Raw genomic sequence first — 25644 nt, 5'->3', positions numbered from 1 at the left:
TAGAGTTTGCGCTCAAGTGCACTTGAGCTTTTACAGTAGTTCTCCTTACTGTAACCACTCTGACTAGGGACAAAAAATGATGAACCAAACAAGCCTCTTGGCGATGTCGTTGGGCATTGGCATAGGCGCCACATTGATCATGGATTTATGGTCTGCAATCATGCGCCGCATAGGCATTGCTACCCTGAACTATGGATGGCTTGGGCGCTGGTGCCTGCACTGGAAAAACGGCATCTGGTTTCACTCATCCATCAGGGATGCTGCTCCAGTAAGAGGCGAAAACATCATTGGCTGGGCGCTGCACTACCTAACAGGAATTGTCTTTGCATTTGCACTGCTGAGCATCGTATCTCCTGCATGGATACACAGCCCAACAGTTGCACCCGCTTTACTATTTGGTGGAGTCACGGTTTTGATTCCTTGGCTGGTGTTGCAACCCGCGTTAGGAGCAGGTTTGGCAGGCACAAAGATGCCTCACCCATGGAAGAGTCGTGCAGCAGGATTTGCAACACATCTGATTTTTGGATTGGGTGTGTATCTCTCTGCTAAAGCCATTTCTCTGACCTGAGACTCATCGGTACAAATGGCTGCTTCTGGCCGCTTCTGATCGATTTGCGATTACCGCTATCGACCCTGAGCAGCCATTGGCTGCTCATCCTTTTGCAACTATGCTACCGTCAGTATCAAAAGGAAATTGAAGATGTAGATCGGATATGACTACCTGCAGTGCAGAGATGCCTTATGTCTCGCGCATGAATTTCAACCCAACTATTTATTAGCAAATGAAAATTTTAAAAAATATATTTCTTGCTTTGAGTTTTCTGCCAATACTAGGTACTGCTGCTGATCTTTCCCCAAAAGAAGAAAAAGAACTTTCTGAGCAAGTTGGCAGTATTTTTATTGCATACGAAAATGATGATGTAGATAAAATAGTAAAAATGACCATCAAACCTATTGTTACTATGTCTGGTGGTACTGAAGCCATGAAATCCATGATTTACAAATCACTTAATGCACAGAAGAATGCAGGAATATCCATCGAAAGTACGAATATCGGAAAACCAACTGAGCCAATAGTAGCGGGTGATGATATATTTACATTTATTCCTAAAATTACGATCATGAAATCGCCCGGGAAACGCGTTAAAAGTACTTCTTTTATGATCGCCTCACGAGGAATTAATGATAAAGATTGGTATTTTATGGATGCATCTGGTCTTAGAAAAAACCCAGGTATGCTTTATGTGATTTTTCCCAAACTACCTAAAGATATAGTTCTACCCAGCAATAATATTGAATTCATCCAATAGAATAATAGCATCTATTGGATGGAATTTAAATTCATCACGACATTGATATTGCACTGGTAAACCAATCGCGGTAACTAACTCTTTTTAATTCGCACTGGTCGGTCGGTAGTTAAAATAATCTTGCAGTTTTTTGCTGAGTTTTCTCCAAAGGCAAGGACTGCTTCTGGCCGATATGCGACTGTCGCTGATCGACCCAAACGTGACATTGGACACCATACCTCAATACTGTTGACTGAATTTCCAGCATTGCCTTTTCATTCAATTTAACGCTTTTCCCAGAACACTCTCAGTTCACAATAATTTGTAAAAAGTTAAATTTAAATTAATATTTGGGATTATTACTATGGATTGGAAATACTGGATCACAACAGCTATCGCTCTGTACGCCGCAGTTGTAGCTTGGATGGCACGTAAAGAGGCCAGAGAAACGTCGGAGAAAACACACTATCTGCAGGAGCGATTAGAAATTTATGAGCATTATCCAATTATTAATATTTCAATTGAGCCGGATGATAAAAAAATTCGGATAACCTTAACGAATTCCAGTTCAAAGAATATGGCGCTCAACGCTGAGATAATGGTCAATATAAGAATAACAGCAGGTAATGGAATGTACAGGGTCGAAAAGGAAAGAGTTAAATTTTCGACGGGCGTGATTGAGCCTAACTCCACTATATATATTGATCCAAAAGAGATTAATGATTTGATTTTCGATTCAATTCCTTTCTTGAATAGATATCCCAAAGAACAAAATCACTTCGTTGTCCGCGCTAATTTGGAGTGTTCTGCTCCACATCCGAAGTCGGAGAAAATACATGAAACAAAAGTGGCTTTCTTTTTAGTTGAAGGAGGCTGCCTTGCATTACAGCCTGAAGCCCATGGCTATATATAGCGCGCCAATCAAACCAAGGCTTGAACGTCTGCTCACTAAAAATTGCGATGACTGCTCCTGGCCGAATTCTGACAGTCGCAAATCGATCCAGAGCAGCCACTCCGATCAATGCCGTAAAAGCGTTATTTACCGTATCGATATGATCGCGCCATGACCCAAGAGACTCAGGCAGAAGAGGACACCAGCCAACGGTCGATTCCACTCGAGTGGCGACAAATGCTCCGAGATATCGTGACTGCATTTGTTGCTAGCGACCATCCACTAAGGGACGGCATCACTGGGGTCGAACCTATTCCTGCTGAGACAGCCAGCCAGATTCAAGATTACGTCCGAGACTATGGCGCCACATTAGTAGAGCTACCGGAAGCGACGTGGGAGTCTTCGGTTTGCATCTGGACCGGTAGTCATTGGAATGCGCTCATTGACCTATGGACTCAAGAGGAAGGAAGGAGCGACTTGGTGCTCGAAGTGCACGTAGCCGAGTCCGGCTCCGGTTTATGTGTCAAGGTTCATATGGTTTATGTGCCGTAACAAGGTAGCACCTAGCAAATTAGTCAGGCCGCGCCTCCTGATGCGAGACTGCGTATTTTTGCCCAGAATGGCCGCTTGCCTTTGCCACCATCGGCTGCTTCTGGCTGACCTGCGACTGTCGCAAGTCGACCCGTTGCTGTCGTTCGAGCTTCAACCGGCAATGTCTGATGTGCAGCGTGCTGCCGGTCACATCAGCCAATCGAAGACAGCTTTCAGCTTGATAACAGTCATCCTGATTACTGCTGCGGCCGATCCTCAATGACAGGTTTCTGGGGTGCAGCAGACAGTCGCGACGCAGGCCAATCTGAATGGCTGCGATCATGAGGTTGGTGTCATCGCTCCGCAAGGGAACGGACGTCGTCCGGAATTCGGTCTTCATCTGAAAGCGTCTTCTCTTATTCAATCACTGAGCGCTCGACAGAACTGCTGGATGGCTTCGCCGGCACGTTGCAGCGACGCATCATCCAGCGCGTAAGCGATTCGGATGTAGGGGCCCAGACCAAAGGCGCTGCCGTGCACGGTGGCGACGCCTGCCTCATCCAGCAGGGCGTTGACTACGTCTTCGTCGCTCACGAGCCGCTGGCCCGCAGCGGTCGTCTTGCCCAGCAGACCCTCGCAAGAGGCAAAAGCATAGAACGCACCTTGTGGCACTTGGCAATGCAGCCCCGGTGCCTGGTTGAGCAAATCGACTACCCTGTTGCGTCGGCGCTGGAACACCGCGCGCGACTGCTGGATGAAGTCCTGCGGCCCGGTGAGCGCGGCCAGCGCGGCGTGCTGCGAGATGGTGCAAGCCCCCGAAGTTTGCTGGCCCTGTAGCTTTTCCATGGCCTCGATCAACCAGCCGGGGCCAGTGCCGAAGCCGATGCGCCATCCGGTCATGGCGTAGGCCTTGGACACGCCATTCATGGTCAGGACGCGCTCGCGCAGCCGTGGTTCGATCTGCGCCAGGGTGAAGTACGCCAGCCCATCGAAGATCAGGTGCTCGTAAATGTCATCCGAGAGCACCAGCACCTGCGGATGGGCCAGCAACACCTCGGCCAGCGCCTGTAGATCCGCGCGGCTGTACACCGCGCCAGTGGGGTTGCTGGGCGAGTTCAGGATCAACCAGCGCGTGCGCGGCGTAATCGCGGCTGCCAGCGCATCAGCCGTGAGCTTGAAGCCGCTGTCAGCCCCGCAGGCAATAGTCACCGCCGTGGCGCCACATAGCTGCACGATCTCCGGGTAGCTGACCCAGTACGGTGCTGGCACGATGACCTCGTCGCCTTCATTGAGCGTGGCGGCCAGTGCGTTGAAGATGACCTGCTTGCCACCGCTGCACACCAGCGTGTCCTGCCAGCGCACGTCCAAACCGTTCTCGCGCTGGAACTTGGCGGCAATCGCCTCACGCAGCGGGCGCAGACCGGCCACCTGCGTATAGCGCGTGTGGCCGGTGCGAATGGCAGTGATGCCAGCCTCGCGCACATGCTCAGGCGTGTCGAAATCCGGCTCGCCGGCACTCAGCGAGATAACCTGAGCACCGCTGGCGCGGTGGGCGGCTACGCGATCCATCACCTTGTAGGTGGCCGAGGGCTTGGCACCCGCCAGGTGGCGGTTCAATTGATGCGGCTCGACTGTCATGCCTTGTACCTCCACTGGGTCAGGCCCATCAGTTCCAGCGTGGACTGTCCCTGGGACAGCGCCTCCATCATCTTGGTTTCTTTCTCGAAACGGGCTTGGCCCTGGTTCAGCGTGGCTTGCACATGGGCTGCTGGAATCACCAGCACGCCATCGTCATCGGCTACCACCAGATCGCCAGTGGCCACCGGCGTGCCGGTGAAGCTGATCGGCTGGCCCACCGACGGTGCGCTGGCTTTGATGGTGCCGCGCATCGAGATACCCCGGCTGAACACTGGGAAGCGTCGCGCCTTCAATGCCGCGATGTCGCGCACGCCGCCGTCGATCACCAAGCCAGCCACGCCAGCGGCCTCGGCGGCCACCGTGAGCACCTCGCCCCAGTAGCCTGCCACGAAAGCGCTGGTGGACACCACCAGAATGCTGCCGCGTGGCACACGCTCCATTGCAATGTGGATGGCCAAATTGTCAGCCGGATGGCATTCCAGCGGATAGGCCGCTCCCGCCACCGAAGCACCTGCCCACACGGGACGGATTGCCGGATCGACAGAGCTAGTGGCTAGGCCCGAGGCCTCGAACAGCGTGGAAGTGCCCAGTTGCCGGGCCTGCGCCAGTTGCTCGGCGCTGTAGGTGTGCGCTGTGTTCATGTGCTCATTCCTTGGTTTGCAGCGTGTGGTAGCCCAGCGCGGCGCGGGCATCGCCCAGCGATTTGCCCAGCGCGATCTGTTCACGGATGCGGGATTCGACGTTCTCGATCTTGCGTGCGGTTTCAGCCACTTCACGGGCACGCGCACGCGGCACGATCAGCACGCCGTTGGCGTCGGCCACCACGATGTCGCGCGATGCCACGCGCACGGTGCCGATGCCGATCGTGGTGTTGACCGATTCGACCTGCACGCGATCCTTGCCAGTGCGCATGAAGCGCCCTGCGGTGAACAGCGGGTAGTTGTCGTTCAGCGCCTTGCCCACGTCGCGGCAGACGCCGTCGATGACGGTGGCGGCGATGCCGCGCAGGCCGGCGTACTGGGTCATGATGTCGCCCCATACGGTGCAATCGGTGCGACCGTCGTTATCGATTACCACCACGTCGCCCTCAGCCACGTCATCGATAAAGTCGCCCACTGTGCCCGGCGGGTTGCTGGCCGGAACGTATTTGACAGTGAAGGCCGGCCCGACCGCAGCCTTGGTGTAGTCGGCCAGCGGCATGATGGCCAGCGCTTGGCCGTGCAGGCCCAGCTTGTCTAGGGCGTCGGATACGCCAGGCGTGTCAAGCCCTTCGAACAGCGCGACCAGTTCCTGGTCTTCGGCGGTGGCCTTCTTGGGATTTGTGCTCATGAAATTCTCCTTGGGTTCAGTGAGCGGCCTTGGCGTTGATCGCCTCGAATTCCTTGTCGTGCATGACATCGGCGACCGAGCGGCCCTCGCGCACGGCGGCTACCATGCCGTCCTGTCGGCGGGCAATTCGTTCGCCCAGATCCAGTACCTCCTCAATGCGGGCCGCCGCAATGAACACCGCGCCGCAGCGATCGGCGATCACGTAGTCTTCTTCGTGCACGGTCACACCAGCGATCTGCACGGGCTTGCCGGAGTCGATCTGGATCACGCGATTGCGCGCGCTGATCATGGTCACGCCGCGACCGTAGACCGGGTAGCCGATGGACTCGCTGCCCTCGATGTCGCGCGATAGTCCGTCGATGACCGAGCCTCGAATGCGCTTGGTCGTCGCTGCGTTGGCCAGGATGTCGCCCCAGCACGAGATGCCATCTACGCCGCCTGCGATGACCAGCACGCGGTCGTCGCTGACCACTGCGTCGATGACGGGCGAGATCAGATGCACGGTGGGTTTGGCATCAGCCTTGGGGCCAAGCTGGATGGTGCTGGCGCGGCCCACGATCTTGGGGCAGCCCCACAGCGGGCGAAGTCCGTAGGTGGCACCGGTCAGGCTCAAGAAGTCCAAGGCATCGGACACTGTATTGGTGTCTAGGGAGGCAAGGCGGTCGAGCAGGGAGGGCGAAGACATGTCGGTAAGGCTCCGGGTCAATAAAGCAGCCCGAAGCATCACTCGCTTCTTCTGATATGTAAATTTTCAATCTAGTATTACGGTGATACTAATTATTTAACACGCAATCAGGAGAACTCGCATGCTCGATAGCAGCTTTGACGTCCGGTTGATCCGCCAGCTCTGGATGTTTCTGGCCGTGGCTGAGGAAGAACACTTCGGGCGTGCAGCACAGAGGTTGCACATGTCGCAGCCGCCGCTGACGGCGCAAATCAAAGTGCTGGAGAACGCGTTGCGCCTGCAGTTGTTCGAGCGGTCTCGCCAGGGTACCAAGCTCAGCCCGGCCGGCGCGGCTATCCTGCCAGCCGTGCGCCAGTTTGCCGAACAAGCGGCACGGCTGGAGCGTGTGGTGCGCGAGGTTGCCGCTGGCCAGTCGGGTGTGCTGCACATCGGAGCAATCACCTCAGCCATGCTGGACACGGTGCCGGGGCTGTTGCAGGCATTACGCCAAAGCCATCCTCGGCTGACCGTGCTTGTGCAGGAAATCGACAGCGTGGAAGCGGTGCCACGACTTCAGGCTGGCGAATTGGACTTGGCCTTCGTGCGCCTTGACGGCGAGGTGGGTGGCGGCATCGCGACATTGCCGCTGACCGAGGATCGATTGGCCGTGGCCTTGCCCAAAGATCATGCGCTGGCCGCGCTGCCGCGTGTGCGGCTGCGTTCGCTGGCCGACGAACAGTTGGTGATGTCAGCGCGCCAGATCAGCCCGGTCTATTTCGACATGCTGACGGCGGTTTGCCGTGAGCATGGTTTCGCGCCACGGATTACGCATGAGGTGCGTTCCGTCACTGCGCAGATTGCCTACGTCGGTTGTGGGCAGGGTGTGGCCCTGGTGCCCGCATCCATGCGCAGGCTGGCACCCGAGAATGTCGTCGTGAGGCCATTGAAGGAGCGTGTCATGGTGGTCACGGCAGCTTTGGCCTGGAATACCGAGCGGCACCACCCATTGGTAGACGTTGCGGTGGCCTGGCTGCGGGGACAGCGGCAGCCGAATCTGCGTCCTCAGTCTTGAGTCCATCGGGCTATCCGTCTGAAATCGTGAGTACGAGAGTGAAAATAGAGATTCCTGGCCCCGTAGGCTGTATTCAGTTGATGATTGAAATGCCACGGCAGGCGGCTGCTGGAATTGCGTTAGTGAGCTATCTCCAACTGATGTGCCGCTCAGGTTGAACGTCTGCTGTGGGGATTCTTGTCGACCTCACGCTCCTGGCCAACAGACGACTCTCAGTGAGCCACAGAATGCAGATAAAAAGAAAGGTATGGTGAAGCTCCCGCCGGGGCAATACAGCGATACTTCAGCACCATGAACACCTCGCTCTCCACATTGCTCATCTATGCAAAGGACATGCAGCGTACAGCGCGTTTCTATGCAGAAAACTTTGGATTTGCCACGAACTATGAGGTGGTTGATGGCCTGATTGAACTAGTTGCTGGTGACGATGGTGCAGGGATTCTTATCCACCAAGCCGCAAAGAGTCTCAAGTTTGGCTCGGCGGTTCTGAAACTGTCTTTCAGCGTGACTGATGTCGACCAATTTGTTGCAACAGCAACTGCTGCTGGCCTCAAGTTCGGAGCAATTCATCGTGCTAACGGCTACGCTTTTGCCAATACAAAGGACCCGGACGGGAACTCCATCAGCGTATCGAGCCGCAAATACAGAGCGTAATACGACCTGTGCAGCAAACATGCCAATTGCTCGGGCATGAGCGCAGCTCGCCACAAGGCAGTTATCGGCCACTACCGGTCTTTTGCAGTTGTCGATTGAACGGTCGCTTGTTCAAGAAATTGATATTCCATGCCGAGTAAATGAAAATTTCTATCGCCTGAATCATTTATGGAGTGACTGCAATGAATGAAGCACTTGATTTCGTGATAGCTGACATGGCGCCACTCAGAGTAAAGCCCTCCAACTATCCGGAAGAATTTGCGCGACGCATGGGTGGACGCGATAAGCGACCACTTGGCGACCTATTTGGGTTGGGTCAGTTCGGAGTCAACTTGACAACATTGCACCCTGGCGCAGTCTCGGCACTTCACCACCAACACTCACTACAAGATGAGTTTATTTATGTGTTGTCTGGGGAGGTCGTGCTCCATATAGGTACTAAAGAGCACGTCTTGAAGACCGGTATGTGTGCTGGCTTCAAGGCCAGTGGGAAAGCGCATCATCTTCACAACTGCTCACAGACAGCCGCAACAATTCTCGAAGTCGGTAGCCGAGTTCAAGCAGATCAAGTTAGCTACCCTGAAGATGATTTGGTCGCCGTAATGGATACAAAAGGTCAGTGGTCCTTTGAGCACAAGAACGGTCAGACGTATTGAGTCCTGAACGGCTCAAATGGGTTGATAGCACCAAGTCAGCACACGCCCAAGCAATCACCTGGTGATCGTCAGATTCCAGTGGCAGCTTTGAGGCCTAGACCTGAGCTTCTCGAAAGTCTTGGTGCGATGACTGTTCTTGGGTAACAGCAGTCATTGGAACTTCTGAGGTGAACGACGGCAACCAGCCTGAGCCTGCTTCTGACAGTCTTGTGCTGAATGGCAGCTGATGACCCAGAGCACCAATTCAAGCACATTGCTCAATGTGATCTATGGCAGCCATGGCAATCAAATCGAGCATCTGCTGGCGCAGGCCATTTCCACCCCACACATTCGGCCAAAAGCTGCCATTTGATGTGTCGCGCATGGTGTCTGGCCGAAAGCGAACATTCCATAGCCCTGGAGTAGTCATGAGGCTGCTTGGTCATTCTGGCAATAATTCAACAATAGTTGTATTATTGAATGATGCAAGAAGCCCAAGTTATCCGTTCTCTTTGCGCTTTGGCCCATGAGGCACGGCTGCGCATTTTTCGTGCATTGGTCGTTGCCGGGCCAGAAGGCCTAATACCCAGTGCATTGGCAGAGCAGCTGGGTATTGCACCCAATGCACTGTCGTTTCACCTCAAGGAGCTCACCCATGCGGAGCTCGTGAGTCAGGAAAGGCAGGGGCGCAACGTGCTGTATCGAGCGGCGTTTCCTGTCATGAACAGGCTGCTGGCCTACCTCACCGAGAACTGCTGTCAGGGCGCAGCCTGCCCTCAAGACGCTGCGGCTTTGTGCAAGTGCTGATCACCAGCAGCCTTAGTTGCTAGGAACACTTCATCGTGCTGACGGCCATCCTGATTTTCATCTTCACGCTGACGCTGGTCATCTGGCAGCCACGCGGCCTTGGCATTGGCTGGAGCGCCTCGATGGGGGCGACTGCTGCGCTGCTGCTGGGGGTCGTGCATTTGGCTGATATCGCCGTGGTCTGGATTATCGTCTGGAATGCCACGGCGACTTTTGTCGCGGTCATCGTCATCAGCCTTTTGCTGGACGAAGCCGGATTCTTTGAGTGGGCCGCATTGCACTTTGCCCGCTGGGGGGGCGGCAGCGGAGTCAGGCTATTTGCTTTCATCGTGCTGCTGGGTGCCGCCGTATCGGCCGTGTTTGCCAATGACGGGGCTGCCCTGATTCTCACGCCCATCGTGATGGCCATGCTGGTGGCATTGGGCTTTTCTGCGGCAGCAACGCTGGCGTTTGTCATGGCTGCCGGGTTTATTGCAGACACAGCAAGCCTGCCATTGATTGTCTCCAATCTGGTGAATATCGTGTCCGCCGACTTTTTCAAGATTGGCTTCAACGACTACGCGTCGGTGATGGTGCCTGTCAGCATTGTCTCGGTCCTGGCCAGCCTCGGTGTGCTGCTGCTGTTTTTCCGGCGCGATATTCCTGCCACCTACGATGTGGCCCAGCTCAAGCAGCCGTCGGCTGCGATCAAGGATGTGGCCACCTTTCGGGCTGGCTGGGTCGTACTGGTCTTGCTGCTGGCCGGCTTTTTCGCGCTGGAGCCTCTGGGCGTCCCTGTCAGTGCGGTGGCAACCGTGGGTGCCGCCATCTTGCTGGCTGTCGCGGCGCGTGGCCATGTCATCAGCACCAAAAAGGTGCTTCATGGCGCTCCATGGCAGATCGTGGTGTTCTCGCTGGGGATGTATCTGGTGGTCTACGGGCTGCGCAACGCGGGTCTGACGGATTACATCGCCGTGTTACTCAATCAATTTGCAGATGGTGGTGTGTGGACCGCATCACTGGGCACAGGCGTGCTGTCTGCGGTGCTGTCTTCCATCATGAACAACATGCCCACCGTGCTGATCGGAGCCTTGTCCATTGATGCTTCCACGGCCAGCGGGGCGGTCAAGGAGGCCATGGTCTACGCCAATGTGATTGGCTGTGATCTCGGTCCAAAAATCACCCCGATTGGCAGCTTGGCCACGTTGTTGTGGCTGCATGTGCTCGCCAAGAAAGGTACAAGGATTGGCTGGGGCTACTACTTCAGAGTGGGGGCTGTGCTGACCATGCCTGTGCTCCTCATTACCCTCGCAGCGCTGGCCTTGCGGCTCAGTGTGGGTTCATGAACCTTTGCAACGTAAATCTAGCGCTATGAGTGACATCACGATTTATCACAACCCAGCTTGCGGCACCTCCCGCAATGTTCTGGCCCTGATCCGCAACAGCGGGGAAGACCCCACGGTCATCGAATACCTCAAGACGCCCCCGGATCGCTCCACGCTGGTGGGCCTGATCCAGGCCATGGGAATACCAGTGCGCGATGTGTTGCGCCAAAAAGGCACGCCGTATGAAGAGCTGGGCCTTGGCGATCCCAAATGGACGGACGAGCAATTGATTGATTTGATGCTCCAGCACCCCATCCTGATCAATCGTCCGATCGTGGTCTCCCCTTTGGGAACCCGTTTGTGCCGTCCCTCGGAGGCCGTGCTGGACATCCTTGCGCAGCCTCAACAGAACGCATTCTCCAAAGAAGACGGGCAAGCCGTCATTGACTCCAAAGGAAATCGAATTGGCAAGCTCTGACCTACCGAACCTCGACGAACAAGTCTTTGAAAAGCCCAGCCTGGAAGGTCTGTTGCCCGCACAGCGTGCTGCACACGGGCCGCGCATCTTGCTGCTGTACGGCTCGGTTCGCGACCGCTCCTACAGCCGGCTGCTGACCGAAGAGGCGGCGCGATTGCTGCGCAAGATGGGGGCAGAGACGAGGGTCTTTGACCCACGCGGACTGCCGCAGCCCGATGGCGCACCTGACGATCACCCCAAGGTCAAAGAGCTGCGCGAGCTGGCTGTTTGGGCCGAAGGTATGGTCTGGACGTCTCCTGAGCGCCATGGTGCAATGAGCAGTATTCTCAAAGCGCAGATTGACTGGATTCCTTTGTCCGTTGGCGCGTTGCGTCCAACACAAGGCAAGACGCTGGCGGTGATGCAAGTCTCGGGCGGCTCTCAGTCCTTCAACGCAGTCAACCAGATGCGGGTGTTAGGCCGCTGGATGCGCATGATCACCATCCCCAACCAGTCCTCGGTTGCCAAGGCATTCATGGAGTTTGATGAGGCTGGCCGGATGAAGCCCTCTTCGTATTACGAACGGGTGGTGGACGTGATGCAAGAGCTGGTCAAGTTCACGCTGCTGACGCGAGACTGTGCGGGCTATCTGGTGGATCGCTACAGCGAGCGCCGTGAAAGCGCTCAAGAAATGTCCAAGCGGGTCAATCAACGCAGCATCTAAGTGATATGGGCAAATAGCCCCCCCACATTTTGACGAAATTCTGTGGCTGCCTACCTTCTTTTAAAAGTGCAGCAATGGGTCAGCTGCTCAACTTCAACGTATGCGAGAGCGGCTACTTGCTCTGTGTCACTCTCCAATGAGCGCTTTAGGGGGGGGCAGACATGCCAGTGCCGCAGGTAGTGCCCCAGCTAGTGCCCCAAGCAAAAAGCCCAGCAACAGATGTGCTGGGCTTTTTGTTTAGGAGCCAAATTTCTCCAGCGCTGAGCTGGCAGCGCTGGCAGTTATGCATGCATTATTGAATGCTGGCACCAGATGCTTCAACCACTGCTTTGGAGTTGGTGAAGTCAGCGCGGTACATTTTGTCGAATTCGGCAACGCTCATGGCTTTAGGCTCGGCACCCTGGGCCAAAATGGCTTGCTGCACTTCGGGCTGGGCCAGCAGCTTGTTGATCTCGGCGTTCATCTTGGCAGCAATGTCGGCAGGGGTGCCCGCTGGCATGAACAGGCCGTACCAGGTGCTGACGTCAAAGCCCTTCATGCCTTGCTCTTGCATGGTGGGCACATCGGGAAGCGATGTAGAGCGCTGGGCCGATGTAACGGCCAATGGGCGCAGCTTGCCAGCTTTGATCTGACCAATAGCGGATGGGATGGAGGACACCAGCAGATCGACATTGCCCGCGATGGCATCCATCAGTGCCGGGTTGGAGCCTTTGTAGGGTACGTGCGTGAGCTGCACGCCAGCGGCTTTTTCAAACTGGTGGCCAGCAATGTGAATGCTGGTGCCGTTGCCTGGCGAGCCGTAGGTCACCTTGCTGGGGTGGGCCTTGGCGGCGGCAACCACGTCAGCAATTGTTTTGTACGGGGAGTTCACGCTGGTGGCGATGATGACGGGCGTGTAGGCCACGTGTGCCACGGGCGTCAGATCCTTGAGCGGGTTCCAGGGCAGATTCTTGTAGAGGTAGGGGCCCAGAATCAGGTTGTCTTTCTGGCCCATCACCATGTCGTAGCCTGTGGCTGGTGCTTTGACCGCTTCAGAGATACCAATGGTGCCGCCAGCGCCGGCTTTGTTCTCGGGAACCACGGTCCACTTGGTGGCTTCTGTCAGCTTGTTGGCCATCACGCGCGAGAGGATGTCGGTACCGCCACCTGGAGGAAATGGAATCACCAGGCGAATGGGCTTGCTGGGGTACTGGTCTGCCGACTGGGCAAAAGCGGGTGCTGCGGCACCAGCAGCCAAAGCCAATGTGGTGCAGGTGATCAGTTTGCGGTACATGAAGGTCTCCAAAAACACAGACATCTAAAACAGCGGTTGGTTCTGACATTGCAATGCAGAACAAAAACCATTTTCAAGCGAATTTGTGGGCCCTTAGATGGCACAAGGGTGGGGGCCATCGACATGGAGTACCTGTATGAACCTAGTCTGCGCACAGCCTGCCGGGGTTTGTGGCAGGTTGATCACGGGCTGCTACCACCGATCGGGTGGTGCAGCGCTGTGTGGCCCACTTGGCGCAAACAGGTTCTTGGGAATCGTCGATATTAGCGCTGGAATGCTCAAAGAGAATTCAAAACGAACAAAAAATGCATTCCGTTTGGGCATCAAGGCTTGGGCTCAAGCCTGCCGGACATCGGCCACTACAGGCTGGCCAAAGTCAGCACGATCGAGCCATGCCAGAACGCGAGCGCCAGCATCTTCAGCCGAGGTCAGCGCTCCGCTTTGCTTGAGGTTGGCAAACCGATCCACATCTGGAAAAGCCTGCGCACTGGCGCTGCGCAATTGCAGCTGCATGTCGGTGTCGATCACGCCGGGTGCGAGTGAGCAGATCTTGGCCCCATTAGGTTTGGCGGCTTCATCCAGTGCCACGGATACAGAAAAATGGTCCATGCCCGCTTTGGCTGCGCAGTAGGTTGCTTGTGAGGCAATCGCACGGCGGCCTAAACCCGAGGAGATGTTGAGTACCTGGCGCTGAATCTCCCATTCCTGTGTGGCTTGAAGGAATGCGGAAGTCAGGATCATGGGCGCTTCCAGACCTACGCGCAGGGCCTGACTGATAGCGGCCCAGTCGGTGTGGGACAGTGGGGCAATGGGCGGAATGACGCCGGCATTGTTGATGAGCACCACGCGGTCAAAGTTTTGTGCATGGTGCGTGCCCAGCCACTGCTGCAATTGCTCGGCGGCAGCGTATGGCTCGGCCAGATCATGCTGCCATTGACTGAGCTGGGCCTGATGCTGCTGGGCGAGCAAATCCAAATCTTCATTGCGCTGGCGTGCAATGGTCAGCAGGTGGTGGCCCTGGCTGAGAATTTGGCGGGCCATGGCCAGACCCATGCCGCGTGAGCCACCAGTGAGGATGTAGAGCTGAGGTTTCATGGCTGTCATCGTACTGCCTGCAGCTTTGCGTTTTGCCTTTACAGCAAACCTTCGCTCGACAGCGCTGACAGCGCGGGTCGGGTGGTGGGTGAAGTGATATTCGTAAAAGAAGAGCTACCAGCGCTTGCCAGTGCTTGTTTTCAGTATGAATACGTTCTGAAAGCTAGCATCAGCAAGCATTGGTAGCTCTTTTTATTGAATGACCTTTACCCGCCCAGATAGGCTTTGCGCACTGCGTCGTTCTTGAGCAGGTTGGCGCCGGTGTCTTCCAGCACCAGCTTGCCGGTCTCCAGCACGTAGCCGCGGTCTGCAATTTGCAAGGCGCGGTTGGCATTTTGTTCGACAAGGAAAACGGTCACGCCTTCACTGCGGATGGTTTGAATGATGTCAAAAATCTGCGCAATGATCAGCGGCGCCAGGCCCAGTGTGGGCTCATCCATCAGCAGCAAGCGGGGTTTGGACATCAGGGCGCGGCCAATGGCCAGCATCTGCTGCTCGCCACCGGACATGGTGCCTGCCCGCTGGGGCGCGCGCTCTTTGAGGCGCGGGAACAGGTGAAACACATGCTCAATGCCCGCCTCAATGTCTTGCTTGCTCAGGAAGAAAGCGCCCATCTGCAAGTTCTCCACGACCGTAAGGTCCGGAAAAATACGGCGACCTTCCGGAGAGACGGCAATGCCGCGCTGCATGATGTGGTGCGTGGCCAGGTTGGTGATGTCTTCGCCTTCAAAGTGAATACTGCCACCGGTGGCGCGCGGGTTGCCGCAGACGGTCATCAGCAGCGAGGTTTTACCCGCACCGTTGGAGCCGATCAGACTGACAATCTCACCCTGGTTCACATGCAAAGACACCTTGTCTACCGCACAGATAGAGCCGTAGTGGGTGCTGATGTGCTCAAGCTTGAGCATGGGGTTGGATTGCGTCATCAGGCTTCTCCCAGATAGGCCTTGATGACCCGCTCATTGTTTCTCACTTCTTGCGGCGTGCCATGGGCAATGGGCTTGCCATATTCCATGACGGTAATGCGCTCAGACACGCCCATCACCAGACCCATATCGTGTTCGATCAGCAAAATGGCCACGCCATACTGGTCACGCAACTGGCGGATCAGGGCTTGCAGGTCGAGCTTTTCCTGGGGGTTCAGGCCCGCTGCTGGCTCGTCCAGCATCAACACCTTGGGCTCGGTGATCATGCAGCGCGCAATTTCCAGACGGCGCTGGTGGCCATAGGCCAGGTTGCCGGCCTCACGGTTGGCAAATTCACGCAGGCCCATGTAGTCCAGCCAGTGCAGGCTGCGCTCCATGGCTTCTGACTCCTGGCGGCGAAAGCTGGGGGTGTTGAACAGTCCGGCCAAAACCGATGCCCGGTTCTTCTGGTGCTGTGCAACCAGCAGGTTTTCCAGGGCCGTCATTCTTTTGAATAAACGCACGTTCTGGAACGTTCTGACGACACCTTTGCGCGCCACCGTGTGACTGCCTAAACCGGCAATGCTCTGGCCCTGCAAAATCACGCTGCCGCTGGTGGGCGTGTAGAAGCCGCTGATGCAGTTAAAGACCGTGGTTTTACCGGCCCCATTGGGGCCAATGATGGCGAGAATTTGCTTCTCGCTAAGTTCGAGGTTGACGCTATCGACCGCAAGCAATCCGCCAAAGCGCATGCTCAGATCCTTGACGTCCAACAAATGGCTGCTATGCATGTTGGAGTTTCTTCTTCAATGTGTGCATGGGATGGAAGGTATTAAGGGGCCGTTTTCTGCGGCACTTGCACCTGAGGTCGCGTCACGGGGAACAGCCCCTGTGGACGCCACACCATCATCAAGATCATGACCAGACCAAAAATCAGCATGCGGTATTCCGAGAACTCACGCGCCAGTTCCGGCAGCACGGTAATCAAGATGGCAGCCACGATCACACCCAGTTGAGAGCCCATACCACCGAGCACCACAATGGCCAAGATCAGTGCTGACTCGATAAAAGTGAAGGATTCGGGGTTCACAATGCCCTGGCGGGCGGCAAAGAACGCCCCACCAAAGCCGGCAAACATGGCTCCCAGGGTGAAGGCCGACAGCTTGATGCGCATAGGGCTCAGGCCCAGTGAGCGGCAGGCAATCTCATCTTCACGCAAAGCTTCCCAGGCACGGCCAATGGGCATGCGGATCAAGCGGTTGGAGATCCACAGCGTGACCAGGGCCAGCATCAGTGCCATCAGGTACAGGAAAATGACCATGTGCACGGAGCTGAACTCCCAGCCCATCAGCTGGTGAAATGTGGTGCCGCCTTCCACGCTGGCGTTGCGGCTCATCTCAAAGCCCATGACCGTAGGCTTGGGGATGCCGGAGATGCCGTCAGGGCCGCCCGTCCAGTCGTTCAAATTGATCAGCAGCAGGCGAATGATTTCGCCAAAGCCCAAGGTCACAATCGCCAGATAGTCACCGCGCAGGCGCAATACCGGAAAGCCCAGCACAAAACCGAACAGGGCAGCTACGGCGCCCGCCAGCGGCAGCGCTTCCCAGAAGCTCCAGCCCGCCCAGTGAAACAGCAGGGCGTAGGTATAGGCACCGACGGCATAAAAACCGACAAAGCCCAGATCCAGCAAGCCAGCAAAGCCCACCACAATGTTCAGACCCAGCCCCAGCATGACGTAAATCATGGCCAGCGTGGCAATGTCCACTGCGTTGCGGCCTGCAAAGAACGGCCAGGACACGGCCATGAGCAGGGTGGCAAAAATCAAGGCATTGCGCACACCGGGCGACAGGCTGGGCACGCGGGGCAAGACAATACTTTTGGTGGCACCTTTGATTGCCGGCTTGAGCAGTTGCACGACAAAGACGAGCAGCGCCGCCCACAGCACGTAGCTCCAGTGGGGCTCCAGGCTCATCTGACCGCCTACGCGCTGCAGCTGCAGACCAAAAATCGGGGTAACCACCAAAGCCGTAATGACCGCAGCCATCAGCGCTGGGCCCAGGTTCAAGAGAAGACGCTGCATCAAACTTTCTCCACTTCAGGTTTACCCAGCAAGCCTGTGGGGCGGAAAAGCAAAATGAGCACGAGCAGGCTGAACGCCACGATGTCTTTGTATTCCGAGGAAATGTAGGCGGCGGCCAGCGTCTCGGCGACGCCCAAAATGACACCCCCCAGCATGGCGCCAGGAATGCTGCCGATACCGCCCAGAACAGCGGCAGTGAAGGCTTTGATGCCAGCAATAAAGCCAATGAATGGATTGAGCTTGCCCACAGCCAGGGCAATCAGGACACCACCCACGGCGGCGAGCATGGCACCCAAGATGAAGGTGAACGAGATCACGCGGTTGGTATTGATGCCCAGCAGGCTGGCCATGTGCATGTCTTGCGAGCATGCACGTGAAGCGCGGCCCATGCGTGAGTGCTTGATGTAGATCGTCAGCAAGATCATCAGCACCACTGCCACGGCAATGATCAAGATACGGGTGTAGGGGATAAAGACTTCAAAGCCATTTCCCATCTCAAACTGCAATGCGCCCGGCAGCAAGGATGGCACGGCCATGTCACGCGCGCCCTGGCCCAGAGCAACCCAGTTTTGCAGAAAAATGGACATACCGATGGCCGAAATCAACGCCACCAGTCTGGGGCTGTTGCGTACAGGCTTATAGGCGACTTGCTCAACAGCAAAACCATAGATGCCGGTGAGGATGACGGCAACGATCAGCATCAGGCCAATCACCATCCAGATGGGTACGGTGCCCTGAATGCCCACGGCAGACAGCGTGACCAGACCCACATAGGCACCGATCATGTAGATGTCGCCATGCGCAAAATTAATCATGCCGATGATGCCGTAGACCATGGTGTAGCCAATGGCGATCAGGGCGTAAATGGCTCCCAGAGAGAGGCCATTGAAAAGCTGCTGTAGCAGCTGGGGGAGAAATTCGTTCATGTGCGCGGAGGTCTAACAAAAAGGGGGGGCGCAGCAAAGCAAGCGGTGAACTGAAAAGCCCACAGGCTTAGAGGCAAGCGCTGTGGGCTATTTCTTTGGCTACGGTTTACTTGGCTGCAATGGATTTGCTGCCGTCCTTGTGCCATTGGAAAATTTGGAAATCAAATGCGCTCAGGTCGCCTTGCTTGTTCCAGGAAACGGGGCCAATCACGGTGTCAATCGTTGCCTTGTGCAGGTGGTCAGCTACTTTTTGTGGGTTGTCGCCCACGGCCTTGATGCCTTCAGCAATTGCTTGTGTTGCGGCATAAGCGGTCAGCTGGAAAGCGCCGGAAGGATTGCGCTTCTTGCTTTCGAACGCTTTGACAATGGCTGCGTTCTTGGGGTTGGATGCAAAGTCAGCAGGCAGTGTCACCAGCATGCCTTCGACAGAGTTGCCAGCAATGGCGTTGACTTCAGGGTTGCCCACACCTTCAGGTCCCATCATGCGTACTTTCAGGCCTTGCTCAGAAGCTTGGCGCAGTAGCAGACCCATTTCGGGGTGATAGCCACCGTAGTACACAAAGTCAACGCCAGCGCCCTTGAGCTTGGTGATGATGGCGGAGTAATCGCTGTCGCCGGCATTGATGCCTTCAAACAAGGCGACGTTGACCTTGGCCTTTTGCAGTTCATCGCGAACGGAAGAGGCAATGCCTTGCCCGTACGACTGCTTGTCGTGCAAGACAGCAACTTTGCTTGGCTTGGCTTTTTCGATGATGAACTTGGCTGCTGCAGGCCCTTGCTGGTCATCGCGGCCAATGGTGCGGAAGATGAAGTGGAAGTTCTTGCCTTCAGTCAGTGCTGGCGATGTGGCAGAGGGCGTAACAACGACAACGCCTTCGTTGTTATAGATAGGTGCTGCGGCAATCGAAGCGCCCGAGCAGACGGGGCCAATGACGTAGCCGATTTTGCTGTTAACCACGCGGTTGGCCGCTACAGGACCTTGCTTGGGCTCGCATGCATCATCGACAGCCGTCAATTCGATTTTCTTGCCATTGATGCCACCCGCTGCATTGATTTGCTCAACGGCTGTGGAAACACCTTCCTTGACCATGTCCCCGTACTGTGTCAGAGGGCCAGTGGTGGGAATCACCATGGCAAATTTGATATTTTGTGCGTGGACTTGGCCAGTCACGGCTGCGCCAAGCAGACCCAAAGTAGCCACAACAGTTTTCAAACGAAACGAAGCACGCATGGTTCAATGTCCTCTTAGTTAGTTTTACATCAGGCAGTTTCAGAAAAGATGACTGCAAATTGCATGCCTGACGCTAAGGGTGCAAGCTTAAAAATTAGCCCATAGAGGACGCAACCGGGTTTGTATCTATAGCGAGAAGGCGCGCAGGAAAGTTTGCATTTGGCTGCGAAAAATCAAAATAAATGCGTAGTTATGGTTGCAGTAAAACTGCATTTTTGTGGTGTTGCACCATTGCACCAGACCAGCACCGCTGCAGTGCAATGCCTTAAAACGGTGCAGGGCTTTCGATGTGCAGCGGGTTGCCATGCACGGGATGCGTGAACTTCAGCTCCATGGCGTGCAAAAAGAGTCGAGGGCTCAGCGCTGCAACCGGCGCGGGCGCGTACAAAGCATCGCCCAGCATCGGGTGGCCGATGTGCATCATGTGCACCCTGAGCTGGTGTGATCGCCCTGTCACAGGCTCCAGGCACAGCCGGGTGCAGCCACCGGGAACGCCTGCTTGATCGGAGGCGGGCCGGTATTGCGTCAAACTGGGTTTGCCTGTTACAGCGTCAACCATTTGCAGCGGCCTGCGCTCCCAGTCGCAGATCAGGGGGGCATCCACCAGACTCCAGGAATTGTCAGCATTTGCAGCAACATGGCCATGCACGATGGCTGTGTAGCGCTTGTACACCTGCCGGGCAGCAAATGCGTCACCCAGAATGCGTTGAACCTCTTTGCTGCGGGCGAAAATAAGCAAGCCAGAGGTTGCCATGTCCAGCCGGTGCACGACCAGAGCATCCGGCCAGTCTTGCAGTGCGCGGTGGATCAGACAATCTTGCTTGTCTGGTCCTCGCCCGGGTACGGACAGCAAGCCTGCGGGTTTATCGAGCACAAGCAGGTGCTCGTCTTCATAAAGACAAGTGGGGCGGGGCGCAGTGAACAAAATACTCAGAGTTTGGGGTGAATGAGGCGATCCACTGTTTCACACAGTTCATCGACATCATTGGGCTTGTAAATCAAGGCCATCGCGCCCGCAGCAATAGCCTGGGCTTCAATTTCTGCGGTGATATAGCCAGAGGCCAGCGCGACAGGCAGATCGGGTCGAATGATTTTGGAGTCGCGCACCAAATCGACACCGCAGTACCCGGGCATGTTGTAGTCAGTGACCACCAGATCGTAGAAAAACGGGTTTTTGCGCAGTGCCTCAGTGGCTTCTCGCGGGTCCAGAAAGCCAGTCACCTGATAGCCGCGGCGGCGCAGCAGTCTTTGCACCAAGGAAACCAGGGCTTGGTCATCATCGACATACATGACATGTTTGGGGGCATCCACCTGGGGGGTGGCGCTGGCAGGCGGGACGGCACTAATGGCAGAGTTGGCCGGCGGCGCAGGCGGGCGATCAGCCAGAATGTCTGGGTCCACGGTCGTGGGGAAATACAGCGTGAAGCTGCTGCCTATGCCCATCTGGCTGTGAACATCCACAGCACCACCGTGGGTGCGCATGACCCCGTGAACCACCGCCAGACCGAGCCCTGTGCCTTGCCCTACGGGTTTGGTTGTAAAGAAGGGCTCAAAAATGCGCTGCAGGGTTTCAGGGGGGATGCCCGGGCCGTTGTCCTGTACGGAAATGACGATGTAGTCGCCCAGCGCAAGGCCCAGGCGATCGCACATGCGCTGCTCGGACATGCTCAGCGTAGCTTCCATGCGAATCAGGCCGCGTGTCTCTCCCAGTGCATGTACGGCATTGGTCGTGAGATTGAAAAGAGCCTGTTCCACCTGGGTGGGGTCTGCCAGCATGCAAGGCAGCTCATGCGGTGCATTCACATGCAATTCAATCGCTGGGGGTAGGGTAACCCGCAGCAAGCGCTCTGTATCGCGCATGACTTCGTGGGCCTGAACGGCATAGCGTTTCGGCGGTTCATTGCGGCTGAACGTCAAAATCTGTCGAACCAGATCGCGTGCGCGGCGACCTGCTTTTTCAATTTCCAGCAGGCTTTCGAGTGCTTGCGGGTTGTGGCCGCAATCAGCCTTGGCCAGCTCCACATTGCCCAGGATGGCGCCGACGATGTTATTGAAGTCGTGTGCAATTCCGCCAGCCATGGTGCCCAGGGCTTGCATTTTGTGGGATTCACGCAGTTGCAGCTCCAGCTCGCTGCGCTGTGCTTCTGCACGCTTGCGACTGGTGAGATCACGTGCAAAGACCGTGGTGACTTCGCCATCGGACAGTCGCTCAAACGACATGCCCACTTCAACCGGCAAAGTTTTGCCCATGGCAGTGCGTGCCGTCATTTCGCCCAGCATGGCTTGCGTAGTCAGGGGCGCAAAGTCCAGTGCGTGAACGGCGCCGGGCAAAAAACGCTCCAGCTTGCTGCCCAGTGCATCGGCGGCCGGGCAGAGAAACAGTGCTGCAGCGGTGGGGTTAAACACCGTAATGCGCTGATCCTTGTCGACGCAAATGATGGCGTCGAGCGAAGAGTTGATGACGGATTCAAGCCGTCGTTCGCTGGCATACAGCTGGTCATTGCGCTCTTGCAATTGATGGCGTTCTGCCAGCAGGGGGCCTTGGTCAACCACGGCGCACATGAACTGTGCGATGGCTGGCCCCTCGCGCTGCGGAATCTGGATGCACGCAATGTGCAGGTCACCTTGAATTTGCTCGCCGCTGCCCAGCGTGAAAACGACCTCGTGGGCTTCACTGCTGCCTTGCACCCGGGCGCTCAGAAAGGCCTGGGCCACCCGATCGGTGTCTGTGGGGCAGACAAAGGGCATAAAAGAAACCAGCAGCCGGTCATGCCCTTCCGCCTGGAATGCGTTGTGTGCCATGGCATTGGCCTGAATGACCATGTCATGCTCATCCAGCACCAGCAAAGGCAGGGGCACGCTGGAAAACAGCGCCTCAAAGCGCTCAGAAGCACTTTCCGCTACGGCCTGGCTGTAATCCAGTACTTTGTTCTGGATTTCCAGCTCATTTTGGTAATTGCGCAGCTCTGCAATGAGCGCGGCCAGCGGATCATCGCCCGGCAGCTCATCCGGGAAATCGAATGACGGCAATGCATCCAGTGGTGCCACATCCAGTTCAGGAGGCAATGGGGGCTGTGATGGGGCGTCTTCGCGGTTGATCAGGAAAGAAAGGTCTGGACGACTCATAAATGGCAGCGCGCGGCTGGAGCAAGAGCCGCAGTGTAAGTGCTTGACTGATCAGAGAACAATGTGGCGGCAGATGGTCCGGGGCTTAACTCAGGTAAGTCTCCAGCGGGGGGCAGGTGCATACCAGATGACGGTCGCCATGCACATTGTCGATGCGCGCAACGGGGGGCCAGTATTTGGTAGCCAGCGTTGCGGTGCCCGCTGCCTCTGCGCGGCTGTATGGGTGCGCCCATGTCTCTTGCAGCAGCACAGATGCTGTATGGGGCGCATTTTTGAGCGGGTTGTCATCACGCGGCCACGTGCCGTTTTCAACTTGCTCAATTTCTGCACGGATGGCCAGCATGGCGTCAATGAAGCGATCCAGCTCTTGCAGAGGTTCGCTCTCGGTGGGCTCAACCATCAGGGTGCCGGGCACAGGAAAGGACAGTGTCGGGGCGTGAAAGCCGTAGTCCACCAGGCGTTTGGCAACGTCTTCGGCCGTGACCCCGCTGGTTTCCTTGAGAGGGCGCAGATCCAGAATGCATTCGTGGGCAACAAGCCCACCAGGGCCGGCATACAGCGTAGGGTAGTGCTCCTGCAGGCGTGCGCTGATGTAGTTGGCGTTCAAAATGGCCGTTTCAGTGGCGTGGCGCAGGCCCTGGGGGCCCATCATGCGGATATACATCCAGCTGATGGGTAAAACGGCTGCATTGCCATAAGGGGCGGCAGATACGGCGCCTACCAGCGCGGCCTTGCCAGCGGTGGCATGCCCGGGCAGGAACGGCACCAGGTCTTGCGCCACACACACCGGGCCGACGCCGGGGCCCCCACCTCCGTGCGGGATGCAGAAGGTTTTGTGCAGATTGAGGTGGCTGACATCGCCGCCAAAATTGCCGGGTGCGGCCAGGCCTACCAGGGCATTCATGTTGGCGCCGTCTACATACACACGGCCGCCGTGCTGGTGTACGAGTTCGCACAGCGGGCGCACTGAATCTTCAAATACGCCGTGCGTGCTGGGGTAGGTGATCATGATGCAGGCCAGCTTGTCGCTGTGCGCCTCGCACTTGATGCGCAGATCGTTCATGTCCACATTGCCTTGCGCATCGCAAGCTACCACCACCACCTGCATGCCGCACATTTGCGCGCTGGCAGGGTTGGTGCCGTGCGCGCTGGATGGAATCAGGCAGACTGTGCGATCGGGCTGGCCGCGCGATGCGTGCCAGGCGCGAATGGCCAGCAGGCCCGCGTATTCACCTTGCGAACCAGCGTTGGGTTGCAGGCTCACCCCGGCGTAGCCGGTGATGGTGCACAGCCAGTCGCGCAGTTGCTGGTCAAGCAGGGCGTAGCCTTGCTGCTGATCGGCGGGGGCAAAAGGGTGAATCTGTGCAAACTCTGGCCAGGTAATGGGCAGCATTTCGCTGGTGGCGTTGAGCTTCATGGTGCACGAGCCCAGCGGGATCATGCAGCGGTCCAGCGCCAGGTCTTTGTCCGACAGGCTGCGTATGTAGCGCAGCATGGCCGTTTCGCTGTGGTGGCTGTGAAAGACCGGGTGTGACAGATAGCCTGAGCTGCGTTGCAAGGCGGCTGGAATGCGCGGTGCTGCAGATGTCTCAATGACTGCAGGGCTGCTTGCCCCGAACAAGCGCAGCAGCAAGCCAACATCGGCTGGGGTACTGGTTTCGTCCAGCGATATGCCCAGGGAGGATTCAGAGACTTTTCGCAGATTAACGCCTGCCAGCAAAGCGCGGGTAGCAATGTTTAATGCATTTTTAGGCGCAATGACAGTCAGGGTGTCAAACGCGGTGGCGTGCTCAAGTGTCAGCCCCAGCTCCTCCAGCCCTTGTGCCAGTGCAGCAGTCAGTCCGGCAATGCGCAGCGCAATATCTCGCAGGCCTTGGGGGCCGTGATAGACCGCGTACATGCTGGCTATTACTGCGGGCAGGACTTGCGCTGTACAGATATTAGAGGTGGCTTTTTCCCGGCGGATGTGCTGCTCGCGTGTTTGAAGTGCCAAGCGCAAGGCGGGTGCACCCTGCACATCGACACTGACACCGACCAGACGGCCTGGCAAGGAGCGCTTGTGCGCGTCTTGGCACGCCATGAATGCCGCATGCGGTCCACCCGCTCCCATGGGCATGCCCAGGCGCTGGCTGTTACCAACGACGATGTCTGCCCCCCATTCACCGGGAGGTGTCAGCAAGGTCAGCGCCAGCAAATCCGTGGCGGCAATCAGCAAGGCTTTGTGGCTGTGGCAGTGCGTGGCGGCTTCGCGCCAGTCATCGATGGAGCCGGTGCTGCTGGGGTACTGCACCAGTGCGCCAAAGTGCGGGCTGAGCAATGCGGTGGTAAAGGCGGCATGGTCTTGCGGGCAAGCAATGCTCCAGGCCATGGGTTCTGCACGGGTGCGCAGCACTTCCAGTGTCTGTGGGTGCACGTCGGGATGCACCAGAAAAACGTTGCTGCTGGCGCTGGAGCAGCGGCGTGCCAAAGCCATGGCCTCTGCTGCTGCGGTGGCTTCATCGAGCATGGAGGCGTTGGCAATGGGCATGCCGGTAAGGTCGCACACCATAGTTTGAAAATTCAGCAAGGCCTCCAGCCGGCCTTGTGAAATTTCCGCCTGATAAGGCGTGTAGGCGGTGTACCAGGCCGGGTTTTCCAAGATGTTGCGCTGGATAACGCCAGGGGTGTGCGTGCCGTAATAGCCTTGGCCAATAAAACTTTTGAGGATGCGATTGCGACCGGCAATGGCTTTGAGTTCTTGCAGCGCTTCGTATTCAGTGGCCGATGGCGGCAAGTCCATGGGCGTATGGCGCGCAATATTGGCGGGAACCAGGGCGTCAACCAGTGCCTGGCGTGATGGCAGGCCAATGGTGTGCAGCATGTGCGCTTCGTCCTGCGCACTGGGGCCAATGTGGCGTCGCGCAAAAGCGTCGCCCTCGTGCAGTTGAGACAAGGGTGCTTGCAGTCGCTGATTCATCATCCAACCTCCCTCATTGCCGTGCGCGGGAAGGGGTCGCCAAAGCGGCGTGCCCC

Annotated in this window: 25 protein-coding genes; 10 read left to right on the top strand and 15 right to left on the bottom strand. The window is 56.8% G+C overall.

Going from position 1 to position 25644, the window contains the following annotated elements; translation table 11 throughout:
* The first annotated feature begins 76 nt into the window (after positions 1 to 76).
* The 3 genes from IB213_RS12660 (at position 77) to IB213_RS12650 (ending at position 2202) form a co-directional block, all read left to right on the top strand.
* Complete coding sequence (locus IB213_RS12660) at positions 77 to 568, top strand: DUF2938 domain-containing protein (protein WP_192406901.1); 492 nt, start codon at positions 77 to 79, stop codon at positions 566 to 568.
* 214 nt (positions 569 to 782) lie between these two features.
* Complete coding sequence (locus tag IB213_RS12655) at positions 783 to 1310, top strand: hypothetical protein (protein ID WP_192406900.1); 528 nt, start codon at positions 783 to 785, stop codon at positions 1308 to 1310.
* 343 nt (positions 1311 to 1653) lie between these two features.
* Positions 1654 to 2202 (top strand): hypothetical protein, encoded by a 549-nt coding sequence (locus IB213_RS12650; protein WP_192406898.1) that lies wholly within the window; start codon positions 1654 to 1656, stop codon positions 2200 to 2202.
* Positions 2203 to 2752: 550 nt separating this feature from the next.
* On the opposite strand, the gene IB213_RS12645 is transcribed toward IB213_RS12650, so the two are convergent.
* The 5 genes from IB213_RS12645 to IB213_RS12625 are packed head-to-tail and all read right to left on the bottom strand — an operon-like array spanning position 2753 to position 6364.
* Positions 2753 to 3112 carry a hypothetical protein gene (locus IB213_RS12645; RefSeq protein WP_192406895.1) on the bottom strand — a complete coding sequence of 120 codons (360 nt, stop codon included), beginning with the start codon at positions 3110 to 3112 and terminating at the stop codon, positions 2753 to 2755.
* A gap of 20 nt (positions 3113 to 3132) precedes the next feature.
* The gene (locus IB213_RS12640; protein WP_192406892.1) at positions 3133 to 4350 is read right to left on the bottom strand and encodes a pyridoxal phosphate-dependent aminotransferase; all 1218 of its coding nucleotides are present in this window, start codon (positions 4348 to 4350) and stop codon (positions 3133 to 3135) included.
* Positions 4347 to 4991 (bottom strand): RraA family protein, encoded by a 645-nt coding sequence (locus IB213_RS12635; RefSeq protein ID WP_192406891.1) that lies wholly within the window; start codon positions 4989 to 4991, stop codon positions 4347 to 4349. Before IB213_RS12635 ends, IB213_RS12640 begins: the two co-directional genes overlap by 4 nt.
* A 4-nt stretch (positions 4992 to 4995) precedes the next feature.
* On the bottom strand, positions 4996 to 5679 hold the full coding sequence (locus IB213_RS12630) for an RraA family protein (protein ID WP_192406890.1): 684 nt from the start codon (positions 5677 to 5679) through the stop codon (positions 4996 to 4998).
* 16 nt (positions 5680 to 5695) lie between these two features.
* Positions 5696 to 6364, bottom strand: coding sequence for an RraA family protein (locus tag IB213_RS12625; RefSeq protein WP_192406889.1), 669 nt, complete (start codon positions 6362 to 6364; stop codon positions 5696 to 5698).
* Between the two features lie 121 nt (positions 6365 to 6485).
* Between IB213_RS12625 and IB213_RS12620 the strand changes: the two genes are divergently transcribed.
* The 7 genes from IB213_RS12620 (at position 6486) to arsH (ending at position 11996) form a co-directional block, all read left to right on the top strand.
* Positions 6486 to 7415 (top strand): LysR family transcriptional regulator, encoded by a 930-nt coding sequence (locus IB213_RS12620; protein WP_192406888.1) that lies wholly within the window; start codon positions 6486 to 6488, stop codon positions 7413 to 7415.
* Positions 7416 to 7706: 291 nt separating this feature from the next.
* Positions 7707 to 8069, top strand: a complete 363-nt coding sequence (locus IB213_RS12615; RefSeq protein ID WP_192406887.1) for a VOC family protein — start codon at positions 7707 to 7709, stop codon at positions 8067 to 8069.
* Positions 8070 to 8251: 182 nt separating this feature from the next.
* Positions 8252 to 8725, top strand: a complete 474-nt coding sequence (locus tag IB213_RS12610; RefSeq protein WP_192406884.1) for a cupin domain-containing protein — start codon at positions 8252 to 8254, stop codon at positions 8723 to 8725.
* 462 nt (positions 8726 to 9187) lie between these two features.
* Positions 9188 to 9511, top strand: a complete 324-nt coding sequence (locus IB213_RS12605) for a helix-turn-helix transcriptional regulator (RefSeq protein ID WP_192406882.1) — start codon at positions 9188 to 9190, stop codon at positions 9509 to 9511.
* Between the two features lie 35 nt (positions 9512 to 9546).
* The gene (locus IB213_RS12600; RefSeq protein ID WP_192406879.1) at positions 9547 to 10836 is read left to right on the top strand and encodes an arsenic transporter; all 1290 of its coding nucleotides are present in this window, start codon (positions 9547 to 9549) and stop codon (positions 10834 to 10836) included.
* A 25-nt stretch (positions 10837 to 10861) separates the two neighbouring features.
* Positions 10862 to 11293 (top strand): arsenate reductase (glutaredoxin), encoded by a 432-nt coding sequence (arsC, locus tag IB213_RS12595; RefSeq protein ID WP_192406877.1) that lies wholly within the window; start codon positions 10862 to 10864, stop codon positions 11291 to 11293.
* Positions 11280 to 11996: an arsenical resistance protein ArsH gene (gene arsH, locus IB213_RS12590; RefSeq protein WP_192406875.1), complete on the top strand. Its 717-nt coding sequence runs from the start codon at positions 11280 to 11282 to the stop codon at positions 11994 to 11996. The genes arsC and arsH overlap by 14 nt, the downstream gene beginning before the upstream one ends.
* A 292-nt stretch (positions 11997 to 12288) precedes the next feature.
* Here the strand turns inward: arsH and IB213_RS12585 are convergent, their stop codons facing one another.
* The 10 genes from IB213_RS12585 to gcvP all read right to left on the bottom strand — a co-directional run bounded on the left by IB213_RS12585 (position 12289) and on the right by gcvP (position 25588).
* Positions 12289 to 13269 (bottom strand): tripartite tricarboxylate transporter substrate binding protein, encoded by a 981-nt coding sequence (locus tag IB213_RS12585; RefSeq protein ID WP_191721622.1) that lies wholly within the window; start codon positions 13267 to 13269, stop codon positions 12289 to 12291.
* Between the two features lie 336 nt (positions 13270 to 13605).
* Positions 13606 to 14373, bottom strand: a complete 768-nt coding sequence (locus tag IB213_RS12580; RefSeq protein ID WP_370551214.1) for an SDR family NAD(P)-dependent oxidoreductase — start codon at positions 14371 to 14373, stop codon at positions 13606 to 13608.
* Between the two features lie 197 nt (positions 14374 to 14570).
* On the bottom strand, positions 14571 to 15272 hold the full coding sequence (locus tag IB213_RS12575) for an ABC transporter ATP-binding protein (RefSeq protein WP_191721787.1): 702 nt from the start codon (positions 15270 to 15272) through the stop codon (positions 14571 to 14573).
* Positions 15273 to 15289: 17 nt separating this feature from the next.
* Positions 15290 to 16060 (bottom strand): high-affinity branched-chain amino acid ABC transporter ATP-binding protein LivG, encoded by a 771-nt coding sequence (gene livG, locus IB213_RS12570; RefSeq protein ID WP_192406863.1) that lies wholly within the window; start codon positions 16058 to 16060, stop codon positions 15290 to 15292.
* A 41-nt stretch (positions 16061 to 16101) separates the two neighbouring features.
* On the bottom strand, positions 16102 to 17349 hold the full coding sequence (locus IB213_RS12565; protein ID WP_192406861.1) for a high-affinity branched-chain amino acid ABC transporter permease LivM: 1248 nt from the start codon (positions 17347 to 17349) through the stop codon (positions 16102 to 16104).
* Positions 17349 to 18275, bottom strand: a complete 927-nt coding sequence (gene livH, locus IB213_RS12560; protein WP_191721626.1) for a high-affinity branched-chain amino acid ABC transporter permease LivH — start codon at positions 18273 to 18275, stop codon at positions 17349 to 17351. The genes IB213_RS12565 and livH overlap by 1 nt, the downstream gene beginning before the upstream one ends.
* Before the next feature lie 106 nt (positions 18276 to 18381).
* The gene (locus tag IB213_RS12555; protein WP_191721627.1) at positions 18382 to 19506 is read right to left on the bottom strand and encodes a branched-chain amino acid ABC transporter substrate-binding protein; all 1125 of its coding nucleotides are present in this window, start codon (positions 19504 to 19506) and stop codon (positions 18382 to 18384) included.
* A 265-nt stretch (positions 19507 to 19771) separates the two neighbouring features.
* The gene (locus IB213_RS12550) at positions 19772 to 20380 is read right to left on the bottom strand and encodes an RluA family pseudouridine synthase (protein WP_370551213.1); all 609 of its coding nucleotides are present in this window, start codon (positions 20378 to 20380) and stop codon (positions 19772 to 19774) included.
* Between the two features lie 56 nt (positions 20381 to 20436).
* The gene (locus tag IB213_RS12545) at positions 20437 to 22632 is read right to left on the bottom strand and encodes an ATP-binding protein (protein WP_192406859.1); all 2196 of its coding nucleotides are present in this window, start codon (positions 22630 to 22632) and stop codon (positions 20437 to 20439) included.
* 85 nt (positions 22633 to 22717) lie between these two features.
* Positions 22718 to 25588, bottom strand: a complete 2871-nt coding sequence (gcvP, locus tag IB213_RS12540) for an aminomethyl-transferring glycine dehydrogenase (RefSeq protein ID WP_192406857.1) — start codon at positions 25586 to 25588, stop codon at positions 22718 to 22720.
* Positions 25589 to 25644: the final 56 nt, after the last annotated feature.

The sequence above is a fragment of the Comamonas sp. CMM02 genome (assembly GCF_014851485.1).
In the GTDB taxonomy this organism is placed as follows: Bacteria; Pseudomonadota; Gammaproteobacteria; order Burkholderiales; family Burkholderiaceae_C; genus Comamonas; species Comamonas avium.
Note: the sequence above shows the minus strand (reverse complement) of the source record. Positions and strands in the feature narration are given on the sequence as shown.

Excerpts from the sequence above, each read along its gene's own strand:
- IB213_RS12660 (WP_192406901.1), top strand. The coding sequence starts at position 77 with ATGATGAACCAAACAAGCCTCTTGGCGATGTCGTTGGGCATTGGCATA.
- IB213_RS12655 (WP_192406900.1), top strand. The coding sequence starts at position 783 with ATGAAAATTTTAAAAAATATATTTCTTGCTTTGAGTTTTCTGCCAATA.
- IB213_RS12650 (WP_192406898.1), top strand. The coding sequence starts at position 1,654 with ATGGATTGGAAATACTGGATCACAACAGCTATCGCTCTGTACGCCGCA.
- IB213_RS12645 (WP_192406895.1), bottom strand. The coding sequence starts at position 3,112 with ATGAAGACCGAATTCCGGACGACGTCCGTTCCCTTGCGGAGCGATGAC.
- IB213_RS12640 (WP_192406892.1), bottom strand. The coding sequence starts at position 4,350 with ATGACAGTCGAGCCGCATCAATTGAACCGCCACCTGGCGGGTGCCAAG.
- IB213_RS12635 (WP_192406891.1), bottom strand. The coding sequence starts at position 4,991 with ATGAACACAGCGCACACCTACAGCGCCGAGCAACTGGCGCAGGCCCGG.
- IB213_RS12630 (WP_192406890.1), bottom strand. The coding sequence starts at position 5,679 with ATGAGCACAAATCCCAAGAAGGCCACCGCCGAAGACCAGGAACTGGTC.
- IB213_RS12625 (WP_192406889.1), bottom strand. The coding sequence starts at position 6,364 with ATGTCTTCGCCCTCCCTGCTCGACCGCCTTGCCTCCCTAGACACCAAT.
- IB213_RS12620 (WP_192406888.1), top strand. The coding sequence starts at position 6,486 with ATGCTCGATAGCAGCTTTGACGTCCGGTTGATCCGCCAGCTCTGGATG.
- IB213_RS12615 (WP_192406887.1), top strand. The coding sequence starts at position 7,707 with ATGAACACCTCGCTCTCCACATTGCTCATCTATGCAAAGGACATGCAG.
- IB213_RS12610 (WP_192406884.1), top strand. The coding sequence starts at position 8,252 with ATGAATGAAGCACTTGATTTCGTGATAGCTGACATGGCGCCACTCAGA.
- IB213_RS12605 (WP_192406882.1), top strand. The coding sequence starts at position 9,188 with ATGCAAGAAGCCCAAGTTATCCGTTCTCTTTGCGCTTTGGCCCATGAG.
- arsC (WP_192406877.1), top strand. The coding sequence starts at position 10,862 with ATGAGTGACATCACGATTTATCACAACCCAGCTTGCGGCACCTCCCGC.
- IB213_RS12585 (WP_191721622.1), bottom strand. The coding sequence starts at position 13,269 with ATGTACCGCAAACTGATCACCTGCACCACATTGGCTTTGGCTGCTGGT.
- IB213_RS12580 (WP_370551214.1), bottom strand. The coding sequence starts at position 14,373 with ATGACAGCCATGAAACCTCAGCTCTACATCCTCACTGGTGGCTCACGC.
- IB213_RS12575 (WP_191721787.1), bottom strand. The coding sequence starts at position 15,272 with ATGCTCAAGCTTGAGCACATCAGCACCCACTACGGCTCTATCTGTGCG.
- livG (WP_192406863.1), bottom strand. The coding sequence starts at position 16,060 with ATGCATAGCAGCCATTTGTTGGACGTCAAGGATCTGAGCATGCGCTTT.
- IB213_RS12565 (WP_192406861.1), bottom strand. The coding sequence starts at position 17,349 with ATGCAGCGTCTTCTCTTGAACCTGGGCCCAGCGCTGATGGCTGCGGTC.
- livH (WP_191721626.1), bottom strand. The coding sequence starts at position 18,275 with ATGAACGAATTTCTCCCCCAGCTGCTACAGCAGCTTTTCAATGGCCTC.
- IB213_RS12555 (WP_191721627.1), bottom strand. The coding sequence starts at position 19,506 with ATGCGTGCTTCGTTTCGTTTGAAAACTGTTGTGGCTACTTTGGGTCTG.
- IB213_RS12545 (WP_192406859.1), bottom strand. The coding sequence starts at position 22,632 with ATGAGTCGTCCAGACCTTTCTTTCCTGATCAACCGCGAAGACGCCCCA.
- gcvP (WP_192406857.1), bottom strand. The coding sequence starts at position 25,588 with ATGAATCAGCGACTGCAAGCACCCTTGTCTCAACTGCACGAGGGCGAC.